General features: G+C 42.7%; 22 protein-coding genes and 1 pseudogene. 20 read left to right on the top strand and 3 right to left on the bottom strand.

The features are described from left to right. The first annotated feature begins 137 nt into the window (after window positions 1-137). From DWW86_RS05395 to DWW86_RS05420, 6 genes are all read left to right on the top strand, one after another. Window positions 138-305, top strand: coding sequence for a hypothetical protein (locus DWW86_RS05395; protein ID WP_009245398.1), 168 nt, complete (start codon window positions 138-140; stop codon window positions 303-305). A gap of 76 nt (window positions 306-381) precedes the next feature. Further along, window positions 382-1,971, top strand: coding sequence for a recombinase family protein (locus tag DWW86_RS05400; protein ID WP_009245397.1), 1,590 nt, complete (start codon window positions 382-384; stop codon window positions 1,969-1,971). Beyond that, a complete protein-coding gene (locus DWW86_RS05405) occupies window positions 1,968-3,560 on the top strand; it encodes a recombinase family protein (protein WP_005428244.1) in 1,593 nt (530 codons plus the stop codon). The genes DWW86_RS05400 and DWW86_RS05405 overlap by 4 nt, the downstream gene beginning before the upstream one ends. Window positions 3,561-3,646: 86 nt before the next feature. Further along, entirely contained in the window at window positions 3,647-4,516 is an 870-nt protein-coding gene (locus DWW86_RS05410) for a S8 family serine peptidase (RefSeq protein WP_286187651.1), read from the top strand. 76 nt (window positions 4,517-4,592) lie between these two features. Next, the gene (locus tag DWW86_RS05415; RefSeq protein WP_072522114.1) at window positions 4,593-4,799 is read left to right on the top strand and encodes a helix-turn-helix domain-containing protein; all 207 of its coding nucleotides are present in this window, start codon (window positions 4,593-4,595) and stop codon (window positions 4,797-4,799) included. Next, window positions 4,789-5,628 carry a KilA-N domain-containing protein gene (locus DWW86_RS05420; RefSeq protein WP_072522113.1) on the top strand — a complete coding sequence of 280 codons (840 nt, stop codon included), beginning with the start codon at window positions 4,789-4,791 and terminating at the stop codon, window positions 5,626-5,628. Before DWW86_RS05415 ends, DWW86_RS05420 begins: the two co-directional genes overlap by 11 nt. A 96-nt stretch (window positions 5,629-5,724) precedes the next feature. Here DWW86_RS05420 and DWW86_RS05425 read toward each other — a convergent pair whose 3' ends face one another. Next, a complete protein-coding gene (locus DWW86_RS05425; RefSeq protein WP_117942496.1) occupies window positions 5,725-7,038 on the bottom strand; it encodes an MATE family efflux transporter in 1,314 nt (437 codons plus the stop codon). 887 nt (window positions 7,039-7,925) lie between these two features. Here DWW86_RS05425 and DWW86_RS17305 point away from each other — a divergent pair. After that, window positions 7,926-8,366, top strand: a complete 441-nt coding sequence (locus DWW86_RS17305; protein WP_286187652.1) for a nuclear transport factor 2 family protein — start codon at window positions 7,926-7,928, stop codon at window positions 8,364-8,366. 114 nt (window positions 8,367-8,480) lie between these two features. Beyond that, window positions 8,481-9,944, top strand: coding sequence for a hybrid sensor histidine kinase/response regulator (locus tag DWW86_RS05430; RefSeq protein ID WP_286187653.1), 1,464 nt, complete (start codon window positions 8,481-8,483; stop codon window positions 9,942-9,944). Window positions 9,945-9,968: 24 nt separating this feature from the next. On the opposite strand, the gene DWW86_RS05435 is transcribed toward DWW86_RS05430, so the two are convergent. Beyond that, window positions 9,969-11,384 (bottom strand): GH1 family beta-glucosidase, encoded by a 1,416-nt coding sequence (locus DWW86_RS05435; protein ID WP_117942497.1) that lies wholly within the window; start codon window positions 11,382-11,384, stop codon window positions 9,969-9,971. 18 nt (window positions 11,385-11,402) lie between these two features. After that, window positions 11,403-12,794, bottom strand: coding sequence for an MATE family efflux transporter (locus DWW86_RS05440; protein WP_117942498.1), 1,392 nt, complete (start codon window positions 12,792-12,794; stop codon window positions 11,403-11,405). Window positions 12,795-12,966: 172 nt separating this feature from the next. Between DWW86_RS05440 and DWW86_RS05445 the strand changes: the two genes are divergently transcribed. The 12 genes and pseudogenes from DWW86_RS05445 to cls all read left to right on the top strand — a co-directional run. Beyond that, complete coding sequence (locus DWW86_RS05445; RefSeq protein WP_117942499.1) at window positions 12,967-14,967, top strand: beta-galactosidase; 2,001 nt, start codon at window positions 12,967-12,969, stop codon at window positions 14,965-14,967. Between the two features lie 274 nt (window positions 14,968-15,241). Then, entirely contained in the window at window positions 15,242-15,505 is a 264-nt protein-coding gene (locus tag DWW86_RS05450; protein ID WP_117942500.1) for an AtpZ/AtpI family protein, read from the top strand. 44 nt (window positions 15,506-15,549) lie between these two features. Next, window positions 15,550-15,969, top strand: coding sequence for a hypothetical protein (locus tag DWW86_RS05455; protein ID WP_072523387.1), 420 nt, complete (start codon window positions 15,550-15,552; stop codon window positions 15,967-15,969). A 45-nt stretch (window positions 15,970-16,014) separates the two neighbouring features. Further along, window positions 16,015-16,770, top strand: coding sequence for a F0F1 ATP synthase subunit A (locus tag DWW86_RS05460; RefSeq protein WP_353652678.1), 756 nt, complete (start codon window positions 16,015-16,017; stop codon window positions 16,768-16,770). A 65-nt stretch (window positions 16,771-16,835) separates the two neighbouring features. Further along, on the top strand, window positions 16,836-17,114 hold the full coding sequence (atpE, locus tag DWW86_RS05465) for an ATP synthase F0 subunit C (RefSeq protein ID WP_005428180.1): 279 nt from the start codon (window positions 16,836-16,838) through the stop codon (window positions 17,112-17,114). 70 nt (window positions 17,115-17,184) lie between these two features. After that, window positions 17,185-17,688, top strand: coding sequence for a F0F1 ATP synthase subunit B (gene atpF / locus DWW86_RS05470; RefSeq protein ID WP_015541873.1), 504 nt, complete (start codon window positions 17,185-17,187; stop codon window positions 17,686-17,688). Continuing rightward, window positions 17,685-18,224, top strand: a complete 540-nt coding sequence (atpH, locus tag DWW86_RS05475) for an ATP synthase F1 subunit delta (RefSeq protein ID WP_072522105.1) — start codon at window positions 17,685-17,687, stop codon at window positions 18,222-18,224. Before atpF ends, atpH begins: the two co-directional genes overlap by 4 nt. A gap of 66 nt (window positions 18,225-18,290) precedes the next feature. Next, a complete protein-coding gene (gene atpA / locus DWW86_RS05480) occupies window positions 18,291-19,820 on the top strand; it encodes a F0F1 ATP synthase subunit alpha (RefSeq protein ID WP_117942501.1) in 1,530 nt (509 codons plus the stop codon). A gap of 23 nt (window positions 19,821-19,843) precedes the next feature. Next, window positions 19,844-20,701 carry an ATP synthase F1 subunit gamma gene (atpG, locus tag DWW86_RS05485; protein WP_117942502.1) on the top strand — a complete coding sequence of 286 codons (858 nt, stop codon included), beginning with the start codon at window positions 19,844-19,846 and terminating at the stop codon, window positions 20,699-20,701. A gap of 22 nt (window positions 20,702-20,723) precedes the next feature. Beyond that, window positions 20,724-22,118 (top strand): F0F1 ATP synthase subunit beta, encoded by a 1,395-nt coding sequence (gene atpD, locus DWW86_RS05490; RefSeq protein WP_072522102.1) that lies wholly within the window; start codon window positions 20,724-20,726, stop codon window positions 22,116-22,118. A gap of 12 nt (window positions 22,119-22,130) precedes the next feature. Continuing rightward, on the top strand, window positions 22,131-22,532 hold the full coding sequence (atpC, locus tag DWW86_RS05495; protein WP_015541878.1) for an ATP synthase F1 subunit epsilon: 402 nt from the start codon (window positions 22,131-22,133) through the stop codon (window positions 22,530-22,532). Between the two features lie 131 nt (window positions 22,533-22,663). Continuing rightward, window positions 22,664-23,986, top strand: a pseudogene (cls, locus tag DWW86_RS05500) (cardiolipin synthase); the annotation flags it as partial. Window positions 23,987-24,300 lie beyond the last annotated feature (314 nt).

The following is a 24,300-nucleotide window of genomic DNA, read 5'->3' on the forward strand; positions in this document are numbered from 1 at the left end:
ATTCAATGTGATTGGTGCAGAATAATTTTAGAATGTAATCAGGCTTTCGAAAGCCGAATTCAATTCATACAGAACTTTTGTACAATCCTGCCGGCATAGGATGTAGAGAGAACTGTATGCTGAAGGAGGCATATAGCATGAATACGTTATTTGATTCTGTAGAAGTTCTGGATACAAAAAAAGAAATCCAAAAAGAGAATGTAAGCTATGAACATGCAGGATATCAGATTCGAGTGCATTTTAATGGGGAAAAGACATTGATCCAGTGCATTCAGAATCTTACTGAACGAAAAATTGCAGGTTGATTTTCTTAAGTTCTTGTTGTAAAATAAAGACAATTAAAGACAATGACTACGCAAGACCGATGAAAAGAGGGATAGAATGTATCAGGCAGGAATTTATTGCCGAATTTCCATTGAAGAGCAAAATAAAGAGGGTGAATACAGCAATAGTATTCACTCTCAGATTCAGATGGCAAGAGATTATATTGCAGAGAATAAAGATATTGCAGAGAAAAAAGTTTATGTAGACGATGGGGCTTCTGGAAGTAATTTTGAAAGAACTGAATTTCGGAGGATGCTGGCAGATATTGAGCTTGGTGTTATCAATATGGTGATTTTTAAGGACGTATCTCGACTTGGAAGAGAACATATTGATACCAACTATTATCTAGGCAAATATTTCCCGGAGAAACAGATTCGGATTGTTTCGATTCTGGATAATTATGATTCAGCCGTTGGAACTTATGATGAAATGTTAGAAATAAAAACTTTGCTGAATGATATGTATTTGAGAGATACATCCAGAAAGATTAAGACAACGATTCAGACCAAAAGAAGTATGGGCGAATATACTCCGAAACAGCCCCCCTTTGGATATGTGAAAAGTAAAACAATTCATAATCATCTGGAAATTGATCCTTATGCAGCCGAGGTTGTTCGAAGAATTTACAGAATGTATCAAAATGGATTTGGCTGTACGGTTATTTGCAGGACTTTGAATGAAGATGAAATCCCTTGTCCCGCAAAATATAAAAAGGAAGTTTTAAAAACCAATTATGTATGGGATTCGGGAAAAGGTCTGTGGACATCGTCTACTGTAAGTGGAATTTTAAAGAATCCGGTCTATACTGGGGCGGTTGTGATTCGGAAACATGAAAGACCGTCTTATAAGCTGAAATACAAAAAGGCAATTCCCCTGGAAGAAATGGAGCTGGTGCCGGATGCACATGAGGCAATCATTTCTAAAGAAGAGTTTGATAGGGTTCAGCAAATAAGAAAGGGGCGCAGAGTTTCCTATTTTGATAAAAACAATGAACCACATAAATATGTGGGACTGCTCTTTTGTGGGAAATGTAAAACAGCCATGCGAAAACGTTATCTGGCATCTCATAAAGACTATGACGGATATATGTGTGGTTTTCATCAGAAGCAGGGGCAGAATTACTGTGAGCTGAATCATATTACATTTGAAAAGCTGGATGAACTGGTTGTATTTGCAATCAACCAGCAATTGAAACAGATGAAGATGGATATGAAGAATCTGGAAACTCAGATCAGACAGAAACAGCCGGAACTGGATGGTAAAATTGCAAAATTGCAGGCAAAAATAGAAAGAAATCTGGAATACCGGAAACGAGCATATGAACAGTTTATGGATGAAGTACTTTCCAAAGAGGAATATCTGGAATTAAAACAGATGTATGAAACAGAGAATCAGAAATATCAAAAAGAATTATCAGAACTGAACCATGAAGAGCAAAGGCAGCGGGCGGCGGTCAATGAAACAAAGATATGGTTGGAGCACTTTAATCGCAGAAGAATAACGGTAAAGCAGCTTACCAGAGAAGCGCTTGTGGAGTTAGTTGATAAAATTTATGTATATCCAGAGCAGAAAATAGATATATATTTTAAGTTTGCTTCAGTAGAGAGTTCACCAGATAGAATACTTGAGAAAGATGGGGTGATATGATGTATCAGATGGGTGTATATTGTCGTCTGTCGAAGGATGATGGAGAGAATAAAGTTAGTGAGAGTATTGAAAATCAGATGAAACTGATTCGTGAGTATGTGACTAAATCAGAGGATCTGGAAATCGCAGATATTTATATTGATGACGGTTATTCGGGGCTTTATTTTGCGAATAGACCGGAATTTCAGCGGATGATGGAGGATATCTACAAAGGGAAAATTCAAGGCGTTATTACGAAAGATATTTCCCGGCTTGGGCGTGAACATATTGAAACCAGTAACTATATTGAGCGTGTTTTTCCATCTTTGGGTGTGCGTTATATTGCAATTTTGGATGGCGTGGATTCTGTTCATCACAGTAATGAAGAATTGGCACAGTTTAAGACGTTGTTTAATGATATGTATAGTCGTGATATATCTAAGAAAATCAGAGGTGCATTGACCGCCCAGAAGAAACGGGGACAGTTTATGTCTGGGTTTGCCCCATATGGATATGTAAAAGATCCGGCAGATAAGCATCATTTTCTTGTAGATGAAGAAGCAGCTAAAGTGGTACGGAGAATCTTTTATATGAGTTTGGAAGGATATTCCAGGGATGGTATTGCAAAGAAACTGAATCAGGAAGGAATTCTGACACCGTCAGAGTATAAGAGAAAGGTGCAGGGATTGAAATATGCCAATGCATTAGAAAAAGCGGGTGCAAAGGGCTGGGCATATCCTACGATCAATGTAATTTTGCGAAACAGAGTTTATACAGGGGCTATGGTACAGCATAAATCAGAAAAGATATCCTATAAAGTGGAAAAGTATCAATATATTCCAGAGGAACAGCAGTATATTGTGGAAGGAATGCACGAAGCAATTATTAGCAAAGATACTTTTGAGCAGGTACAGGAACTTATGAAGAAAAGAACACGGACACCGGGATTTAATAGCGAAGTGAGAAAGGTAAATCCATACGCAGGAATTATTGTTTGTGGAGATTGCGGATATAATTTCCAGAGGGTTACTTGTCGGGACGGTTATGAGTGCGGTACCTATCACAAAAAAGGAAACACAGTTTGTTATTCTCATTTCATTAAAAAAGAAGTATTGGATTCTATTGTAAAAAATGAAATCCAAAGACAAGCGGAACTGGCACTGAAAGAAAGTGATAAGGATGAAATATTAAAAGTAGCAGATAGGAAGAAGGAGGTGCAGAGACGATGTGCAGAAGCAGACCAGCAGATTGAACGGTTACAAAAAGAACTTGCGGCTGTCCAAAAGTATAAAAAGAAAACTTACGAAAATTATGTAGATGGTGTTCTGGATAAAGAAGAATATCTCTCCTATAAGGCAGAATATGAAAAGCAGGATAAAGATATCAGGGCGAAGATTCAGTTGGCAGAACAAGAGAAAGACAGCTTTGGAGAGGCAGAAGAATCTTATGAAAACTGGATAGAGAAATTTATCAAGTATGGAACATTATCCGAAGTGACAAGAGAAATTGTGACAGAATTGATTGAAAAAATTGTTGTGAATGGAGATAAGAGCATTGATATTGTATTTAAGTATCAGTCGCCTTATCCGGTAGAAAAACAGGCAGTGTAAAGACTGCAAATTTTTTTACAGTAATTTTCCCCTAGTTATAATGAACACATCAGGGGGATTCGCTTCTGGAGACTTATATCAGCAACGTGGCAAATGTGGGGCGGTCTGTCATTTGCGTGGGAAGTGGAAACAATGGAAACGACCGTATCCATACCGCGGGAAGACTGCAGCAGGGACAGAGTGAGATTGTAGAAATGAGTGTTGGTGCTTATGAGACAACACTGAATCTGCAGTTGTGGAAAGCTTATGCAGATGAAATTGAAATTTTTCTTGAGACACCTTCGGGAGAAAATTTACCGGTTCTGTCGGAGAGAATCGGTACTCAGAGATATCGGGCAGGCGAGACGGAGCTGCTGGTTTATTATGGAAAACCGGGACCTTTTCAGGTGACACAGGAGATCTACGTTGATTTTCTCCCAACGGGAACATATCTTACTCCGGGTGTATGGAAAATTCATCTGCGGGGCAGGAGAATCAGAGAAGGAAATTATAATCTGTGGCTTCCGGGCGGAAATGTGCTGAATCCTGTGACAGGATTTTACCGGCCGGTTGCGGCAGAAACCCTGACGATTCCATCAACGGCAGCGAAGGTGATCACTGTGGGAGCGTATGATTCAAGGCTCAATGCATATGCGGATTTTTCCGGGAGAGGTGGCGGAAATCTATTTTATCCCAAACCGGATCTGGTCGCACCGGGGGTCGACATCCTTGCACCGTCGGCCGGAGGCGGCTACACAGGAGTGACAGGGACTTCTTTTGCAACACCGTTTGTGACAGGGGCCGCCGCCCTTATGATGGAATGGGGCATTATACGCAGAAACGATCCTTTTCTCTGGGGCGAAAAAGTGAAGGCATATCTCCGCCGTGGTGCCCAGCCCCTGCCCGGGTTTGACCGGTACCCGAATGAAAGTGTGGGGTGGGGAGCACTGTGTACAGCCGGAAGTATACCAAAATAAAGATGATAAACGTTGTGACTGATAAAAAAATATGTTACAATATATACACAATGTGTAAAAAGAAAAGGGAAAAGAAATGGAAATAAAAGATGAAATAAAAAGATTACGGGAAAGTACCGGAATGAACAGAAAAGAATTCTGTGAATATTTTGAAATCCCATACAGAACAGTAACAGAGTGGGAACGAGGAACCAGAAAGATGCCAGATTATGTGTTACGCTTATTAGCGTATAAAGCAAAGATGGAAAAACTCATCATAAAGGAAGATGTGAATGAAGAATAAAATAATTGAAGTGCAAAATGTGCATATTTCTATTTCGAAACAGGAGTTAGATGATTATATTTGTATTACAGATATTGCTAAGGCTAAATCAGATTCTGTCAGGGCAGCAGATGTGGTAAGAAATTGGTTAAGAAATCGTGGTACTTTGGAATATTTGTCTGTATGGGAACAGATATATAATCCCAATTTTAAAGTGTTCGAATCCGAACACTTTAAAAAGCAAGCAGGGTTATTGACCTTTACACCTAGTGTTTCGGAATGGGTAAATAAAACAAATGCCATTGGATTATATGTAAAGCGTGGGAAATATGGTGGTACATATGCACACAAAGATATTGCTTTTGAGTTTGCCTCTGCAATCAGTCCTGTGTTTAAGCTATATCTGATAAAGGAATTTCAGCGGTTGAAGGAAGAAGAAAACAACTCTGAACAAAAGGAATGGGATGCAAAACGTTTCTTAAGTAAAAATAATTATCTGATTCAGACGGATGCTGTAAAAAAATATTTGCTTCCTCAAATGAATTACAGGGAAAACCTTCAATGGCTGGCATATGCGGAAGAGGCGGATATATTAAATGTGGCATTATTTGGATTTACAGCGAAAGCATGGAGGGATGCAAATCCTGAACTTGCGAAGAAAAACAATGTCAGAGATTTTGCAACAATTAATGAATTAACAGTTCTATCCAATCTGGAATCACATAATGCACAGATGCTGCGAGAGGGAAAAGACAAAGGAGAAAGATTCAAAATATTACAAGAGATTGCTGAATATCAGCTGAATGTCTTGAATGCAGCTGAAGAGATCAAAATGATAAAGAGTGATTGAGCACTGTCAGAGGTATGAACCGGGTGAACAAATAACTATTCAGCAGTCTGCTGACTGTGAGGTAAACAGTTACAACGATCAAAACGAATGAGAGTATTAATGTTCGCCATCTAACAGTCTGTTTTTTTGCAGCCAAAGCATAAATCCTACACAGAGGATTAACTGTAATATAGAGGATATCGGTGTTGCCAGCCCGATATGGAACAGAGAAGTATTAGGCTGGATGCTCATAATGTAAGATACCGGCACTCTGACGCAGAAGGCACCGAGAATCCCCTGTATCATAACAAATCTTGTTCTGCCAATTCCATTATAGAATCCGGTGTAGCAGAAGAAGATAGCAGTGAACAGACAGTCAATGGCATAGGCTTTCAGGTAATCTGCGGCTGCTGCTATTACTTCCGAGTCGGAGGAGAAAATACCTGCCAGGATATCTCCATGGAAGAAGGTAATTGCGAACATTACAATACCGACGGTAAAGGAAACTGCGATGCCATAGTGCAATGCCTTTCTTGCTCTGGTAAGGCGTCCGGCACCATAATTTTGTGCTACGAAAGCAGACATGGACTGCATAAAAGCGGATGATATCAGCATAATAAAAGCACAGACTTTTTCCGCAACACCAACACCGGCGGAAGCAATCACACCCATATCATTTACGATTGCCAGAATGATCAGGAAAGAAATACTTACGAGAAGATCCTGCAGGGCAATCGGCGCGCCGAAAGCGGTCATCTTACGCAGGTAAGTTTTGTGAATCCGGATATTTTCTTTTTTTATTGTAAATGGCAGATCTTTTTTACTGATAAGAATAAAAGATACGATTACACTGACGATCTGTGCAAATACAGTAGCAATAGCGGCACCAGCTGTACCCATACCGAAAACGGCACATAAAAGCAAGTCTCCGGCAACATTGAATACACATGCGATGGCAACGGTGATCAATGGTGTCCGGGAGTCTCCAAGTCCGCGGAAAATACAGCCAATCAGGTTATAAGCGACAATGACTAGCATACCGCCGCCGCAGATCCGGATATAATTAACGGTCTTTTGAAAAGCTTCTTCCGGTGCGTTCATGAGACTGCTGACCTGAGGAGCAAAGACTACAAGAATGACTGACATGATCACAGCAATTCCGGCAAATAGCAGAATGGCTGTTCCTACGGTGCGACCGCCTTCTTCTTTCTTACCGCTTCCAATCTGCTGTCCAAGCAGAATCGTTGTTCCCATTGCAAAGCTGCTGACCAGATTTGTCAGTGTGGTCATGATCTGTGAACCGGTAGATACTGCAGATACATCAGCAGAAGAAGCAAACTTACCAACAATAAGTAAATCTACTGCACCGTACATAGCCTGTAGAAACAGTGCCAGCAATACAGGAACCGCAAACAGAAGTAAAGGCTGCATGATTTTTCCTTCGGTAAATGATGTGTTTTTTCCATGTGCTGTGATTCCTCCTTGTGAAATTGATTTTGTTGAAAATTCAGTCGAATCAGGAAGATAACAAAAAAGCTGAATAAGAAAGCGGACATTTCAGTCTGCCATCTTATCCAGCTATTGTTTCTGATCGAACAAATCACCCTCCGATGAACAAAACGATTATATACTACATATTTTTGAATGTCAATTATGATTTTTATAGGATCATCTGATGTTCATAAAATTATCCCCTGCATTTCTGTAAAATTAACTTGGCTGGCAGATGTCTGTTTCCTGGAATTGCTATAGCTGAAAATCTGCCAACGGTCGAAGATATTATAGAACTCCTATAAGACGATTGCAAGGTTTACAAACCACTTCTGTCAGGAAATGCAGAGGTGATATCTACTGCGTTCCGAAGCACACTGATCAGGAGATTAAAACTTTTCATATCCGGGTCAAAGTAATAGTAGTTTTGGTTTCTTCCCGTCTCATAGTCCTCTGGTGAACCAGTCAGTATTCTGATCCGTTTTGTTAAGTTTTGCTAAGCTTGATTTGATAGGCTGGCTATAGTGGCAAAAAAGCCGCATATTTTTTGTAGCAATGACTTGACATCCTCGGGACGTTTGTGTATTGAAAAAAGTATACCATAAGAAATAAGACAGAGATGTAGGTGACAGGATATAAGGCGAAGGTGCAAAAGGACATCGGTCTTGAAAAAATGATGGCGGAACAATACGACGCTGTGATATAATAAAATGAATAATTTGAGGTGTATATCAGGAATTTTTGGAAGAGAATGAAACGTGGATAAACTTTGGAAGTAAACCAGAAAACTTAAAGTCATTTAAGAATTATTTGGATGAGGGAACCGTATGGATGATTTTAAAAAACTCACAGAGCAACTTTTTAAAATATATATTAACGCTGAATCAGTAAATGATTTAGGAATTGAGAATTATTTTGATGAAAATATCAGTCTGATTGGAACTGGGAAACACGAGATTTTCAGGAATCTGCAAGAGTTTTTAGAATCATTTAAATTTGATGTAAAGCGAAGAGGTAAAATCAGACTTGAAGTAAGGAATTTACATCAGGAAGAAGAAAGACTTGATGAGAATCATGTTCTTGCACATGGAACAGTAGATTTTGTTGGTCTGTTTAAAGATGGTTCAATCTGTTTTAAAATGGAGACAAGATTTACGATTATCTATAAGTGGACAAATGGGAAATGGCTGGTTCAGCATCTGCATCAGTCGATACCAGATTTGGAACAGATGGACGGTGAAGAGTTCCCTGTTACATTGGGAAAGTAGGTGAAAAAAAACCGGCAGGCGATTCATGCATTAGGCACTGCCTATTATCATATCTCAAGGCTGAACTTGAAAACAAAGAAGATCGAACTAGTCAAAAAATCCCGGGAAATGTATTTGGATATTAAAGATAATACTGCAGATTGGAATCCTCAGTTCGAGATTATCGAAGATATTATAGCAGAGCCATTTGTACAGAAGTATATAGATTTTTTTGATATACAAACCATGGCGGCACGGCTTCATAATAAAGAATTTATGTCTTCGGAATTCAAAAAGAAGGATGGCTCATGGTTTCTTTCCATGATTGTACCTCAGAGCTATGATAAAAATGGAAATATTACATCTGTGCTGATTGCGAACCGAGATGTGACAGACGAAAAACTGCGCGAATTAAAACAAGAGGAAGAATTGCGGGAAGCTAAATTAAAAGCAGAATGTGCAAATAGAGCAAAATCATCATTTCTGTTTAATATGTCTCATGATATCAGAACTCCTATGAATGCAATCATTGGTTATGCAGAGCTGGCATCCAGACATTTGCAGGAAACAGATAAACTTGGCAGATATCTTGAAAAAATTCAAATATGCGGAAAAGAACTTTTAGCGATGCTTGGTAATGTTCTGGATCTTGCAAGAATTGAAAATAATAAGGTCGAAATGGAATACACTGTTTCGAATGTCCATGAGTGCTTTGAAAATTGTGTCATTATGTTCCAACAACAGGCAGAAAGTAAAGATCAGACTTTCTCTCTGACGGAACAGATTATGTATCCGTATGTATATATGGATGCACCGCACCTGTCAGAAATCTGTCTCAATATTATAAGCAATGCAATAAAGTATACAAATACAGGAGGTACAATATCCTGTAATGTCCTACAGAAATCCTGCGAAAAAGAAGACTGGTGCGATATAATCATTACTATTACCGATAATGGAATTGGTATGTCTGAAGAATTCCAAAAGCGTATTTTTGAAACTTTTGAAAGAGAACGCAACACTACATTAAGTCATATTGATGGTAGTGGCATTGGAATGGGAATTACGAAAAAGCTCGTAGAACTCATGGGTGGCACAATAGAAGTGAAAAGTAAGCAGGGAGAAGGTTCCACGTTTACAGTGACTATTCCTTGCAGAAAAGAGTCAGAAGAAGAAACCCTGGCGAAGAAAAATAGTAATCTGTGCAATAAGAATTGCCTGAACGGTGTTCGGATCCTACTGGTTGAAGATAATGAAATCAACACTGAAATCGCAACGGAACTATTGACAGAAGAAGGATGTATTGTTGAGACTGCCAATGATGGTGTTGCATGTATTGACATGATTGAAAAAGCTGATGCTGATTATTACAAGCTGATCCTTATGGATATTCAGATGCCGGTTATGAATGGATATGATGCTACATTAGCTATCCGAAAGATGAAGGATTCGAAAAAAGCCAGGATTCCAATTATTGCGATGACTGCCAATGCTTTCGCGGAAGATATACAAAAGGTTCTTTCTGTTGGCATGAATGCTCATGTTGCAAAGCCTGTTGATATGAACATTCTTGTGCCAACAATGATGAAATATTTATAATAGACAGTTTATTAAGGAGCGGAATTAAATTTCGCCGTTGTTTTTTATGTAGTCACGGTACCAGTAAGCGGAATCTTTCATGATCCGCTGCTGTGTACGGTAGTCTACATAGACAAGTCCGAAGCGTTCAGAGTAACCTTTTGACCATTCGAAATTATCCATCAGCGACCAGTGGAAATAACCACGGATATCGGCAGCAGTAGCTGCCTTTTTTAATTCACCGAGATATCTTGCGAGGAAGTCGATACGGTTTGGATCATGTACTTTGCCATCGAGAGAAACGACATCATGGCAGGACAGTCCGTTTTCGGTAATGTAGATCGGTGTTTGGTATCTTTCGTAGAGGAAGCGCGGTCCCCAGTTGAGGCATTCCGGTGTCACCGGCCAGTCGATAGCGGTTTTCGGGAATCCTTCATAGCGTTTTACAAACTCCGGTTTGCCGTCTTTACCCATGCGGACGCACTGACCGTTGTAGATGTTCTGTCCGTACATGTCAATTGGCTGGGAGATCAGCTTCATATCTTCATCCGTAATCTTTGGAAGATATTTTTCATATTTTACGAGGCCTTCTTTCGGATACTGACCGAAAAAGACCGGATCGGACCACCAGGAAACGTTCCAGGTCCAGTTCTGCTTATCAGCAGGAAGTGAGAATAAGGCGGTTCTTGCAGCTTCGATATCCTGTGCGGATTCTGTTGCAGGATAGCACATAGATGCAGTCGGGGCATAACCGATGCAAAGCTTCTGTTTGCCGTAGGCACGAAGCATCTGGACAGCTCTGCCGTGTGCTTTCAGAGCATTATGTGCCATCTCGAAAGTATCACGCAGCGGGGCCTGTACACCGGGAGCATGATCTCCGGTCAGGAAGCCGAGGCCGATGAAACACTGTGGTTCGTTTAAAGTGAAGATATTTTTTACACGGTCACTGAAACGTTCTGCAACGAGACGCGCATAATCACCGAACCATTCTACAATCTGCGGATTGAGCCAGCCGCCTCTTTTGTAGAGTTCATATGGCAGTTCCCAGTGGTATAAAGTGACGTAAGGTTCGATATCATTTTTCAGAAGTTCGTCGATGAGAGCGTTATAAAAAGCAATCCCTTTTTCATTGACGGTACCGAAGCCATTCGGAAGGACACGGCTCCAGTCTATGGAGAAACGATATGCACGGATTCCTATTTCCTTCATCAGTTTTACATCGTCTTTAAAGCGATGGTAATGGTCGCAGGCAATCTCACCGGTATGGTTTTCAAAGATCCTGCCTTCTTCTCTGGTAAAAATATCCCAGATGTGTGCGCCTTTGCCGTCTTCTGTTACAGCACCTTCAATCTGATAGGAACTGGTAGCTGCTCCCCATACAAAATCGGAAGGGAATTTTGCTTTATCAGAAGATGGGGATAATGATTCAGAAGAAAAATTTGTTATATTTGTATGATTCATTGTGGTCTCCTTTGATATCTATGTGATTTTTCTTACAGGGGGGTATTTCGTTTCTTTTTTGAGGATTGAATTGAACAGTGTCAGGAATGTGATCGTGGTCGCGGCGGCGGCAAGGATATCACTTACCGGCTCTGCGAGAAAGACTGCGAAAACTTTATCCGGCAGGAAGTGCGGCAGGACAAAAATCAGCGGGATCAGCAGGATGATCTTTCGCAGACAGGCAAGCAGCAGGCTGACCTTTGCCTGACCAAGAGCCATGAAACTCTGCTGGCAGCTTATCTGGAAGCCGGTAGAAAAGATGCCAGCCATATAGATGCGCAGCGCCCATGAAGAATACTCTACCAGTTCTTTGTTTGCAGTAAATATAGAAGCAAATACCTGAGGGAAGAGCATGATCACAGCCCAGAATGTAAAGGTATAAGCAACACATGCACAGAACTGCGTGAAAAAAGCCTTTTTGACACGTTCCGGCTTGTCCGCGCCATAGTTGTAACTGATAATCGGCTGCCCGCCCTGACAGATTCCCTGAGCCGGCATTGCTACAAGCTGGTTGATGCTTGTGATGATCGTCATGGCACCGACTGCTACATCCCCACCGTAGCGGGAAAGACTGTTTGTGAAACTGATCGACAGAAGACTTTCTGTGGACAGCATGACAAATGTTGAAATACCGAGTGCAAGGCACGGACCGAATACACGAACTTCGAGACGCATGTTTTCTTTCGTTAATCGTAAGATTGTTTTCTTTCCGGTCAGGAAGCGAAGAATCCAGATGGCGCCGACTGCCTGACTGAGTACCGTGGCAAGTGCGGCACCTCGTACTCCCATTCCCAGAACAAAGATAAAAACCGGATCAAGGATGATATTGATCACAGCACCTATGACGGTGGTCATCATGCTGATCTTTGCAAATCCCTGTGTAGTGATAAAAGGATTCATACCAAGTACGATCAGGACAAAGAAACTTCCGAGAATATAAATTCTTGCATAAGCTGTGGCATAGGACATGGTCGCACTGCTTGCACCGAAAAGTTTTAATAAGGTTGGTGCACTTATGTAAAAGAGAATCGTCAGAATAACGGCAAGCCCTGTCAGCAAAGTAAAACAGTTACCGACGATTTTTTCTGCCGTATCATGGTCTTTCTTTCCCATAGCGATTGCAGCACGCGGCGCACCGCCGGAACCGACCAGCATGGCAAAGGCATTTAACAGCATAAGGATTGGTGCAAAAAGCCCGACACCGGTGAGAGCAGCCGCGCCAATCCCCGGAATATGCCCGATATATATCCTGTCTACAATATTATAAAGCAGGTTGATGACCTGTGCGACAACGGCAGGGATCGCCAGCTGCGCCAGTAGTTTTGGGATGCTTCCCGTTTCCATGGGATTTGTATTGTTTTGATTCTGCATGATGATCGTCTCCTGAAAATGATATAAAACAATTATATATAAAAATCAGGTTCTTGACAATAAGGGGGCAAAATAGAAATAGTTTTCCGAATCTCAGAGGAAATAATGTCAAATATCGATCAACTATGTTAAAGTATAATTAAGGAATAAAAAAGAGAGGGACAGGAAACCAATGAAAGAATTACTGTACGGAGCAGCATATTACGATGAATATATGCCATATGACCGGCTTGAAAAAGATGTTGCCATGATGAAAAAGGCCGGAATCAACACCATTCGGATTGCAGAATCAACGTGGAGTACATGCGAGCCGCAGGAGGGTGTCTTTGATTTTTCACATGTGACCCGTGTGATGGATGCGATGGAAGAAGCGGGAATCAACGTCATCATTGGGACTCCGACTTATGCGGTGCCGACATGGATGGTGAAAGCTTATCCGGATGTGCTTGCAGAGACTGTCAAAGGACGGGGCATTTACGGTGCAAGACAGATTATGGATATCACACATCCGGTCTATCGCTATTATGCGGAACGCGTGATCCGTAAACTGATGGAAGTTTCGGCACACCGAAAATGTGTGATCGGATTCCAGCTTGACAATGAAACGAAATATTACGGAACTGCGGGCAAAAATGTTCAGCTTGGCTTTGTCAAATATCTCAGAGAAAAATTCAACAACGATCTTGATGCACTGAATCATGAGTTTGGGCTGGATTACTGGAGCAACCGGATCAATGCATGGGAAGATTTTCCGGATGTGCGTGGAACGATCAATGGAAGCCTTGGCGCAGAGTTTGAAAAATATCAGCGCAGCCTTGTTGAGGAGTTCCTTGGCTGGCAGGCAGAGATTGTTTCAGAATATAAGAGAGAAGATCAGTTTATCACTCACAATCTGGATTTTGAATGGCATGGCTATTCTTATGGTGTGCAGCCGGATGTAGATCATTTTAAATGTGCGAAGCACCTGACACTTGCCGGTGTGGATATTTATCATCCGACACAGGACGCACTTACAGGTGCTGAAATCGCTTTTGGAGGGGATCTGATTCGCTCTCTGAAAAACGATAACTACCTTGTGCTGGAGACGGAAGCACAGGGATATCCGGGATGGACTCCGTATGACGGGCAGCTCCGCCTGCAGGCATACAGCCATCTGGCGGCAGGAGCACTTGGCGTCATGTACTGGCACTGGCATTCCATTCATAATTCTTTTGAGACGTACTGGCGGGGACTTCTGAGCCATGATATGGAAGAAAATGCCGTTTACCGCGAGGCATGTATTATAGGAAATGAGTTTAAAAAATTATCTCCCGTTCTGTCTGGCTTTAAGAAAAATAATAAAGCTGCAATTATGGTGAATAATGAATCTCTGACCGCGCTCAAATGGTTCGGAATCGAAGCGGACGCTGCCGGAAATGATGGAATAAGATATAACGATGTGGTACGCTGGATCTATGATGCCCTCTATAAAATGAATATTGAGTGTGACATTATTTATTCAGAGAGTACGGATATCGAAAAATATAAGGCAGTCATCCTGCCGGCAATGTACGTGGCTGATGAAAAGCTCCTGAAGTGTCTGAAAGATTATACAATGCACGGAGGCACACTGATCGCTACATTCAAGACAGCCTTTGCCAATGAAAATGTGAAAGTATATCCGGACAGACAGCCACATATTTTAAACGAAGTGTTTGGCATATATTATCAACAGTTTACATTTCCGAAAAATGTGACTCTGACCGGATTTGAGAGTGGTGCGCCGGAGGCAGAACATTTTATGGAGCTTCTGATGTCGGAAGGTGCGGAAACTGTTTTGTCATATCAGCATCCAAACTGGAAAAAATATGCCGCGGTTACGCGTCATGCATATGGCAAAGGTGAAGCGTGGTATATCGGATGTATGTTTGAAGAAAAGTACCTGCAGCAGTTGTTTGTCCGGATTCTGGGAGAGAACGGAATCCATGCGGCAGCGCCGGAACAGTTTCCGGTGATCGTCCGCGAGGGCATAAATGAAAAAGGTGAAAATATTCGCTTTTACCTGAATTATGCATGGGAAGAGCAAATAATTAAAGTTTCAGAGAAATTCAGTACAGTACTCGGTACAGCAGATGAGGAACACCGGGATGTTTTTCTTGGCTCATGGGATGTCTGTATCATAAAAATCGGCTAATGATAAGAAAATAAAACAGAGTTACAGAAGAGAGGTTTTGTTCCATTTTGGGACAGAATCTCTTTTTTGTACCATGACCGTGGATGGAGACTCATGTTATAATCCTGACATTCAAAAGACGAAGATGTTATAATTGTGACAAAAATATTTTGAGGATGACAAAAATATTTGAATAAATTGTACAAATGCATTGAGCTTTTAATGTTGTTGTGGTAAAATTTGACTATGCGCAAAGGGAAAAATAGACAAATATTGGTAAAAAAGGAGAATAGTATTGAAACAGTGGTCGGAAATCATGCGTAATGTCACGATGCTGTCTCAGCTGGGGCTGTCGTTTATTACACCGCTTCTTTTGTGTCTGGCTCTCTGCTGGTTCATTATTTCAAAGACAGGTGTGGGCGGTTGGATCTATATTCCGGGATTTTTCTTCGGAATGGGCGGATCAGCTACTGTGGCATATAAATTTTATCTTTCTGTAAACAGACAGAACAAGAAAGAATCAAAAAGCAAAAAAATATATTTTAACAGACATTCATAAACATCTAAATGAAGGGCAGAATAAATGAAAGGAATGGAAAAAATATGAGTGGTTTACTGGAAAATGTGCAGCCGGCAGTAAAGAAGGAAACAAAGAGGGTCGTGATGATCACAGGAGCAGGACTGATCCTGATGTGGATCCTGTTTGCGATACTTCATTTCACAATGCCGGATAAAGTACCATTTGATTATACGGTAATTTTAGGCGGCATCGGCGGCGGCGTGATCGCAGTCCTGAATTTCTTCCTGATGGGGCTTGCAGTACAGAAAGCTGCGTCAGCCACAGATGAGGGGACAGCGAGGATGAAGCTCAAAGCCAGCTATTCGCAGCGTTTTATGATGATGATTCTGTGGGTGATCGTTGCAATCGTTGCTCCATGTTTTCAATTTGTAGCGGGAATTGCTCCACTTCTGTTTCCGGGAACGGGACTGAAATTTGTGGGGATATTTCATAAAGCAAACTAGGAGGGGACGAATTTAAAGAGACAGGAGGTGAGTGAACGTATGGAACTGGATATTAATGGGGCAAGGATATTTTTCACTTTACCCATTGACCTGCCGGTTCTGGGACAGTTAAAAATCAGCGAGACCATGATCGTAAGCTGGATTGTTATGCTTCTGATCACAGGTTTGTGTATCTGGCTGACACATGATCTTAAAGAAGAAAATATTTCCAAACGGCAGGCAGTAGCAGAACTTCTGGTTGAACAGGCGAACAAATTCGTTATAGGCAACATGGGAGAGAAATTCAGATACATGATTCCATTTGTTGCAGCACTTTTCGCAACAAGTGTTGTATCAAACCTGATCAGCCTTGTCGGACTTCGAAGCCCGACATCAGATCTGTCTACGGAAGCAGCGTGGGCGGTTGTGGTATTTATCATGATCACTGCGCAGAAGATCAAGACCAGCGGTTTTGGCGGTTACTTAAAGGGATTTACACAGCCGATTCCGGTTATGACACCATTTAATATTCTTTCCGAACTGGCAACACCGGTCAGCATGGCATGCCGTCATTTCGGAAATATTCTTTCCGGTGTTGTTATCAATGGCCTGATTTATGGGGCGCTGGCAGTGGCAAGTTCCGCACTTCTGGGGTTGATCCCGGGACTTGTGGGTGATGTTCTGTCACAGATACCTGTTCTTGATGTAGGTGTGCCGGCAATTTTATCTGTATATTTTGACTGGTTCTCAGGAATTATGCAGGCATTTATTTTCTGTATGCTGACAGTTATGTACATTGCGAATGCTGCAGAAGAAGGTTAGGGATTTTGAGTGCGGGGCACTCGCAGAAACAAGGGATAATTAATTTATTACAGGAGGATTTTACTATGGATTTTCAGTTATTGGCAAAAGGTATCGCATTAGCAGGTTGTGCAATTGGAGCTGGATGTGCGCTGATCGCAGGTATCGGCCCTGGTATTGGTGAAGGTAATGCTGTTGCAAGTGCTCTGGAAGCAATCGGACGTCAGCCGGAGTGCAAAGGAGATGTTACATCTACTATGCTTCTTGGTTGTGCAATCGCAGAGACAACCGGTATTTATGGTTTTGTAACCGGTCTTCTTCTTATCTTCGTAGCACCGGGCATGTTCATGAATTTCCTTGGATGATAGAGAATATAAGGTAAAGGCAGAAGGCTGCAGCGGACAGATCAGGCGGCAGCAATAGGAGGTTACAAACATGCAGGTACAGGAATTAGTAGGAATTGTGCCTTGGAATTTTATAGCGACGATCTGCAACCTTTTTATTCAGGTGTATCTCATCAAACGTTTCCTTTTCAAGCCGATCAACGAAATGCTGGACAAACGCAAGGCGAAAGCCGATGCCGAGATTCAGGATGCGGTGAAGGCCAAAGAAGAAGCTCAGGCCATGAAAGCTGAGTATGAAAAGAATATGCAGGAAGCAAAAGAACGGGCAAATGAAATCGTGATGACAGCACAGAAAACAGCGGCTGTTCAGAGTGAAGAGATGCTCAAAGAAGCTTCCAGTCAGGTAACAGCCATGAAAGAAAAGGCAGAGAAAGACATTGCACAGGAGAAACGTAAAGCTGTCAATGAGATCAAGGGAGAGATTGGCGGTATGGCTGTTGAGATCGCCGGCAAGGTAATCGAGCGCGAAATTAATGAAGAGGATCACACGAAACTGATTAATGATTTTATTGAGAATGTAGGTGAGGCATCATGACACAAGCTGCCAAAGTTTATGGTGGCAGTCTGTATGATCTTGCTGCCGAGGAAAAGCTCGCTGGACAGATCATGGAGCAGATGAATGAAATCAGACAGATCTTTCGGGAAAATCCAGAATATCTGAAATTACTGGGAGAGCCGGCAATTCCACAGGAGGAGCGGATAAAGATGCTGGACGAGGCATTTGGCGGACAGGTAGAACTGTATCTTTTGAATTTTCTGAAGCTTTTGTGCGAAAAGAAAATCTTAAGAGAATTTGCCGGATGTTGCGAGGAATTTACGCGGCGGTATAATACCGACCACGGAATTGTGGAAGCGGTAGTCACCGGCGCAGTGAAATTAAAAGACGACCAGATGGAAGCGCTGAGCGCCAAACTTGAAAAAGTCAGCGGTAAGAAGATACATCTGACACAGAAAACAGACCCGACCGTACTTGCCGGTCTTCGTGTAGAGATGGAAGGCAGACAGCTTGACGGAACGGTGCAGGGACGTATTTCAGATATTGAAAAACGATTGAACGAAGTAGTGGTGTAGTAAATAAGTAATAGCAAACGATAACAGGCTATGAAGCTATAAAATGTTAAAGGATGGAATGGACACATGCAATTAAAACCTGAAGAAATATCCAAAGTCATCCGAAGCCAGATAAAATATTATGAAAACGCCATTCAGCAGAATGAGACAGGTACGATCTTGATGGTTGGTGACGGAATTGCCCGGGCCAGTGGACTCGTAAACTGTATGGCGGGTGAACTGCTGGAATTCGAAGACGGAAATTTTGGCATGGCACAGAACCTTGAAGAAAACAGTGTTTCTATCGTAATATTTGGCTCTGATGAAAATATTGGTGAAGGTCAGACCGTAAAGCGTACAGGCAAGGTTGTGTCTGTACCGGTTGGTGAAGCAATGATCGGACGAGTAGTAAATGCTCTGGGACAGCCGATTGACGGTGCAGGACCTGTTGATACAAAAGAATTTCGACCGGTAGAGATGAAAGCACCGGGAATCTGCGAAAGACGTTCCGTATATCAGCCGCTCCAGACCGGTATCAAGGCAATCGACTCCATGATTCCGATCGGTCGTGGACAGCGTGAGCTGATCATTGGTGACCGTCAGACCGGTAAGACAACGATTGCGACAGATACGATCATCAACCAGAAAGGCAAAGATGTAATCTGTATCTACGTAGCCATCGGACAGAAACGTTCTACAGTTGCTTCACTGGTAGAAAATCTTACCAGAAACGGTGCGATGGACTATACCATCGTAGTCGCGGCAACGGCTTCTGAATCCAGTCCGATGCAGTATATTGCTCCGTACTCAGGATGTGCGATGGGTGAATACTTTATGAATAAAGGAAAAGATGTGCTGATCATTTACGATGATTTAAGTAAGCATGCGGTTGCTTACCGTGCACTTTCTCTTCTGATCCGTCGTCCACCGGGACGTGAGGCATACCCAGGTGATGTTTTCTATCTGCATTCCAGATTGCTGGAACGTGCAGCAAAACTTGACGACGAACATGGCGGCGGTTCACTTACAGCGCTGCCGATCATTGAAACACAGGCAGGCGATGTATCTGCCTATATTCCGACAAATGTAATTTCCATTACAGACGGACAGATTTTCCTGGAAACAGAGCTTTTCCATTCCGGTATCATGCCGGCGGTAAACCCTGGTATTTCCGTATCACGAGTTGGTGGAGATGCGCAGATCAAAGCAATGAAAAAAGTTGCAGGTACTCTGAAACTGATCTATTCCCAGTATCGTGAGCTGCAGAGTTTTGCTCAGTTCGGCTCTGATCTGGATGCTGATACCAAGGCACGTCTGGAACAGGGTGCACGTATCGTGGAAGTTCTGAAACAGAGCCAGAATGCACCGGTTCTGGTAGAAAAGCAGGTGGCGATCCTGTATGCAGTTACCAAAGGTATCCTTGAGAAAGTAAAGGTAGAGGATGTCAATGCATATGAAACAGGACTGTATACGTATCTTGATACAGATGCTGCCGGACTTGAAGTAATGCAGCTGATCAGCTCCACAGGCAAACTTGAGCCGGAGACTGAAGAAAAACTGCGTCAGGTACTGGAAGCATATACAGAGAATTTCCTGAATACAAGACCTGAAAAATAATGTGATTAGGAGGGTATGATCATATGGCTGGAAATATGAAAGCGGTAAAGCTGCGTATCAAAAGCGTACAGAGTACGATGCAGATTACCAAGGCCATGGAACTTGTAGCATCCTCCAAACTGCGTAAGGCAAAGGAACGTGCAGAAACCTGCCGTCCATACTTTACAGAGCTGCATGAGACACTAAAAGACATTGCAAGAGAAAATATTGATTTTTCCTCCGTATATGCCAGAGAGTCATCCAATCCCCGTTGCTGTTATGTGGTGATTGCCGGTGACAGAGGTCTGGCAGGCGGATATAATGCAAACCTTTTTAAATGTCTGGAATCAGCAGCGGAAGGTAAGGATTATATGGTTCTGCCGGTTGGCAAAAAGGCAGTTGAGTATTTCAGGCAGAGGGGCATTGAATGCCTGACAGACCGTTTTGCAGAGATTGCAGGTGTTTCTGTCGCAGACTGTTTTGAGATTGCGAATCTGCTTTGTGAAGAATTCCGAAAAGGAACGTTTGGGCATATTGAACTGTGTTACACAGTTTTCACATCAATGCTTTCCCAGCAGCCTGAGGTGTTTTCCATACTTCCGATGACTGATATCAGGGAAGAAAGCGGCGGCAAAGTAGATACAAAAAACCTGATACTCTACGAGCCGAATGCAGAAGTTGTGTTTGATGCCATCGTTCCGGAATATCTGGCAGGTCTGGTTTATGGCGGTGTTTGCGAAAGTACAGCCAGTGAACTTGCAGCCAGACGTATGGCTATGGACGCTGCGACCAGCAATGCAGAAGAGATGATTGATAAGCTCAATCTGTATTACAACAGGGCGCGACAGGCCAGCATCACGCAGGAGATCACGGAGATTGTTGCAGGTGCGGAAGGGCTTTAAAATATCATAGGAGACTTAAAACATGAGTGAAAAACACATTGGCGAAGTAGTACAGGTCATCGGTCCGGTTCTGGATATCCGCTTTGCGCACGATGAACTCCCGGCTCTTCTCAATGCCATAGAAATAGAATCAAACGGCGCAAAGCTGACAGCCGAGGTAGCGCAGCAGATTGGCGACGATGTCGTAAGATGTATTGCCATGAACTCTACCGACGGTCTTGTCCGGGGCACGAAGGCAGTGGATACCGGCGGCCCGATCACAGTTCCGGTAGGAGATGCCTGCCTGGGACGAGTATTTAACCTTCTCGGAGAGCCTGTAGACAATCAGCCGGCTCCGGAAGCAAAGGAACGCTGGTCTATTCATCGTCCGGCGCCTTCTTATGAAGAGCAGATGCCGGCAACGGAGATTCTTGAGACTGGCATCAAAGTTGTTGACCTGATCTGCCCTTATGCAAAGGGTGGTAAAATCGGTCTGTTCGGTGGTGCCGGTGTAGGTAAGACAGTCCTGATCATGGAATTAATCCACAACGTAGCAACTGCTCACGGTGGTCTGTCTGTATTTACCGGTGTTGGAGAGCGTACCCGTGAGGGTAATGACCTTTATAATGAAATGAAAGAAAGCGGAGTTATTGACAAAACAGCTCTGGTTTACGGTCAGATGAATGAACCGCCGGGAGCACGTATGCGTGTCGGACTTTCAGGACTTACCATGGCGGAGTATTTCCGTGATGAGAAGAATCAGGATGTGCTTCTTTTTATTGATAATATTTTCCGTTTTACACAGGCTGGTTCTGAGGTGTCTGCACTTCTCGGACGTATGCCGTCCGCAGTAGGATATCAGCCGACACTGGCAACAGAGATGGGCAATTTACAGGAGCGAATCACTTCTACACGTAAAGGCTCCATCACATCTGTACAGGCTGTCTATGTACCTGCCGATGATCTGACAGACCCTGCTCCGGCAACGACATTCTCACATCTTGATGCGACAACTGTACTTTCCCGTGAGATCTCCAGTCAGGGTATTTACCCGGCAGTAGATCCTCTGGATTCCACAAGCCGTATTCTTTCACCGGAAATTGTCGGAACCGAGCATTATGAGATCGCAAGATCTGTACAGAGAGTGCTTCAGCGTTACAAAGAACTTCAGGATATCATCGCTATCATGGGTATGGATGAGCTTTCTGAAGATGATAAACGTACGGTAAGCCGTGCACGTAAGGTACAGAGATATTTGTCTCAGAGCTTTTCTGTAGCAGAGCAGTTTACCGGTATGCCTGGTAAATATGTTCCGCTGAAAGAAACTTTAAGAGGATTCAAGATGATCCTTGACGGAGAATGTGACGACATTCCGGAGAGCTGTTTCCTGTTTGCCGGCACTATTGATGAAGTATTTGAAAAAGCTAAGAAGCAGTAAAGGAGGTGTCTTATGAGTACCTTCCCTTTACGGATCGGAACACCGGACGGTCTTCTTTTTGAAGGAGATGTGGAGCGCGTGGTCTGCAGAAGTGTAGGCGGTGATCTTGCCATTCTTGCAAGACACTGTAATTTCTGCACTGCCCTTGGTATGGGCGAAGCCAGCGTGGTCATGGAGGACGGAACCAGACGAACAGCGGCCTGCATCGGCGGAATGCTCTCCGTGATGAACGGAACCTGCCGCCTTCTTGCTACCACATGGGAATGGAAAGAAGATATCGACGCAGAGCGTGCGCAGGCAGCAAAAAAACGCGCTGAAGAAATGATAGCCAAAGGCGGTCTCACCGACCAGGAATATAAGATGGCATCTGCAAAACTGCAGAGAGCACTGGTGCGTCTGAGTGTAAAAGAATAAAATGAATTTTTTCAGGGAGGGCGCAGCTCTCCCTGAAGTTTTCTATGTTTACGATTCGCTTGTAAAGTGCTATGATGTGCATCACAATCATAAAAAGAATTGCCAGAGAAAAGGGAGTGGAGTTTATGAAGGTGGTATTTCCGATCATGGGACTTACATTGTATCTGATGGTTGGTCTGAACGGCGGCACGAGTAAGATGCGGAAACGTTATAAAGATATTGATGAACGGCTTTTACCGTTGCTTCCGGAGAATCATAAGATTCAGGAAAAATTACAGCATACAATCCCAAAAGCGGGAAATATTTCTTCATATATACAGAGAAATGCCCTTTACCCTGTGTATCAGAACACAGATGTAACTTATTATGACGAGGCTTTGAAGGGGCTGGAGGCACAGCTTGAAGAACTGGCTAAAGCAGAGCATTTTATTTTTATGGAATACCATGCAATCGAAGATGCCGAAGCCTGGCATCGAATCCAGAATGTGCTGGAAGAACGGGTAAGAGCCGGGGTGGAAGTTCGGGTATTTTATGATGATATGGGCTCGATTGGCTTTATTAATACAGATTTTATTAAGAAGCTGGAAGCGGTTGGAATCCGATGCCGTGTTTTCAATCCATTCATGCCGGGTCTGAATATGTTTCTGAACAACCGTGACCACCGTAAGATTACAGTTATTGATGGTAAAATTGGATTTACCGGAGGATATAATCTTGCAAATGAGTACTTTAACCTGACACATCCGTACGGTCAGTGGAAAGATACCGGTATCCGTCTGGAAGGAGACGCAGTGCGTTCTCTGACAGTGACTTTCCTTGAGATGTGGAATGCGGTCAGTGACAGGGATGAAAATGATACAGAGTTTTCAAGGTTTCTGACAGATTATCCGTATGAAGCACAGCAGACCGGATTTATTCAGCCATATGCAGACAGTCCGCTGGATAATGAGCAGGTGGGAGAGGAAATTTACATCAGCATGGTGAATAAGGCGGAAAAATATTGTTGGTTTATGACCCCATATCTGATCATTACTGATGAAATGGCGCACGCGCTGACACTTGCTGCCAAACGTGGCGTGGATGTCAGAATCATTACTCCGGGAATTCCGGACAAAAAAATGATCTACAGTGTCACCAGATCTTTTTATCATGAACTGGTAAAGGATGGTGTACGTATTTATGAATGGACACCTGGCTTCTGTCATGCCAAAATGAGCGTTGCAGATGACTGTATGGCAACCTGTGGAACCATCAATCTGGATTATCGAAGTCTGTATCATCATTTTGAAAACGGATGTTTTATGGCAGACTGTGATGTGGTTCTGAATATCAGAGATGACCTGCAGGAGACGATGAGAGAGTGCCGTGATGTTACCGAAAAATACCGCACCGGGCGCAGCGCATATCTTCGTCTGGGGCAGCTGTTGATGAGGTTGTTTGCCGGACTGTTATAATTGCAGGTTTGTATGAAAATAGAAAACTTATGAGTTACTGTTCACAGGTAATATCCCGCGAGGTGTTTTGCCATGAATATGGCAAAATCCCGAGACATACGGGTCAAAATCTCATCACCGAAGGTGATTTGGAATGGATTTTGACCAAGTTGCTGTGAACGGAGTGAACAGTAACACTTATTATAGTAAAACAGCAGGATATACATACCTGTTAGCATTGACTCACTACGCTTCTGTAAAGTACAATAAAGTCAGTTAAAAACGTAAAATAAGAAAGAAAAGAAAGAAAACAGAACAGACTCTGACGGCAAGGA

This window comes from Ruminococcus sp. AF17-22AC, assembly GCF_003460065.1.
In the GTDB taxonomy this organism is placed as follows: domain Bacteria; phylum Bacillota; class Clostridia; order Lachnospirales; family Lachnospiraceae; genus Blautia_A.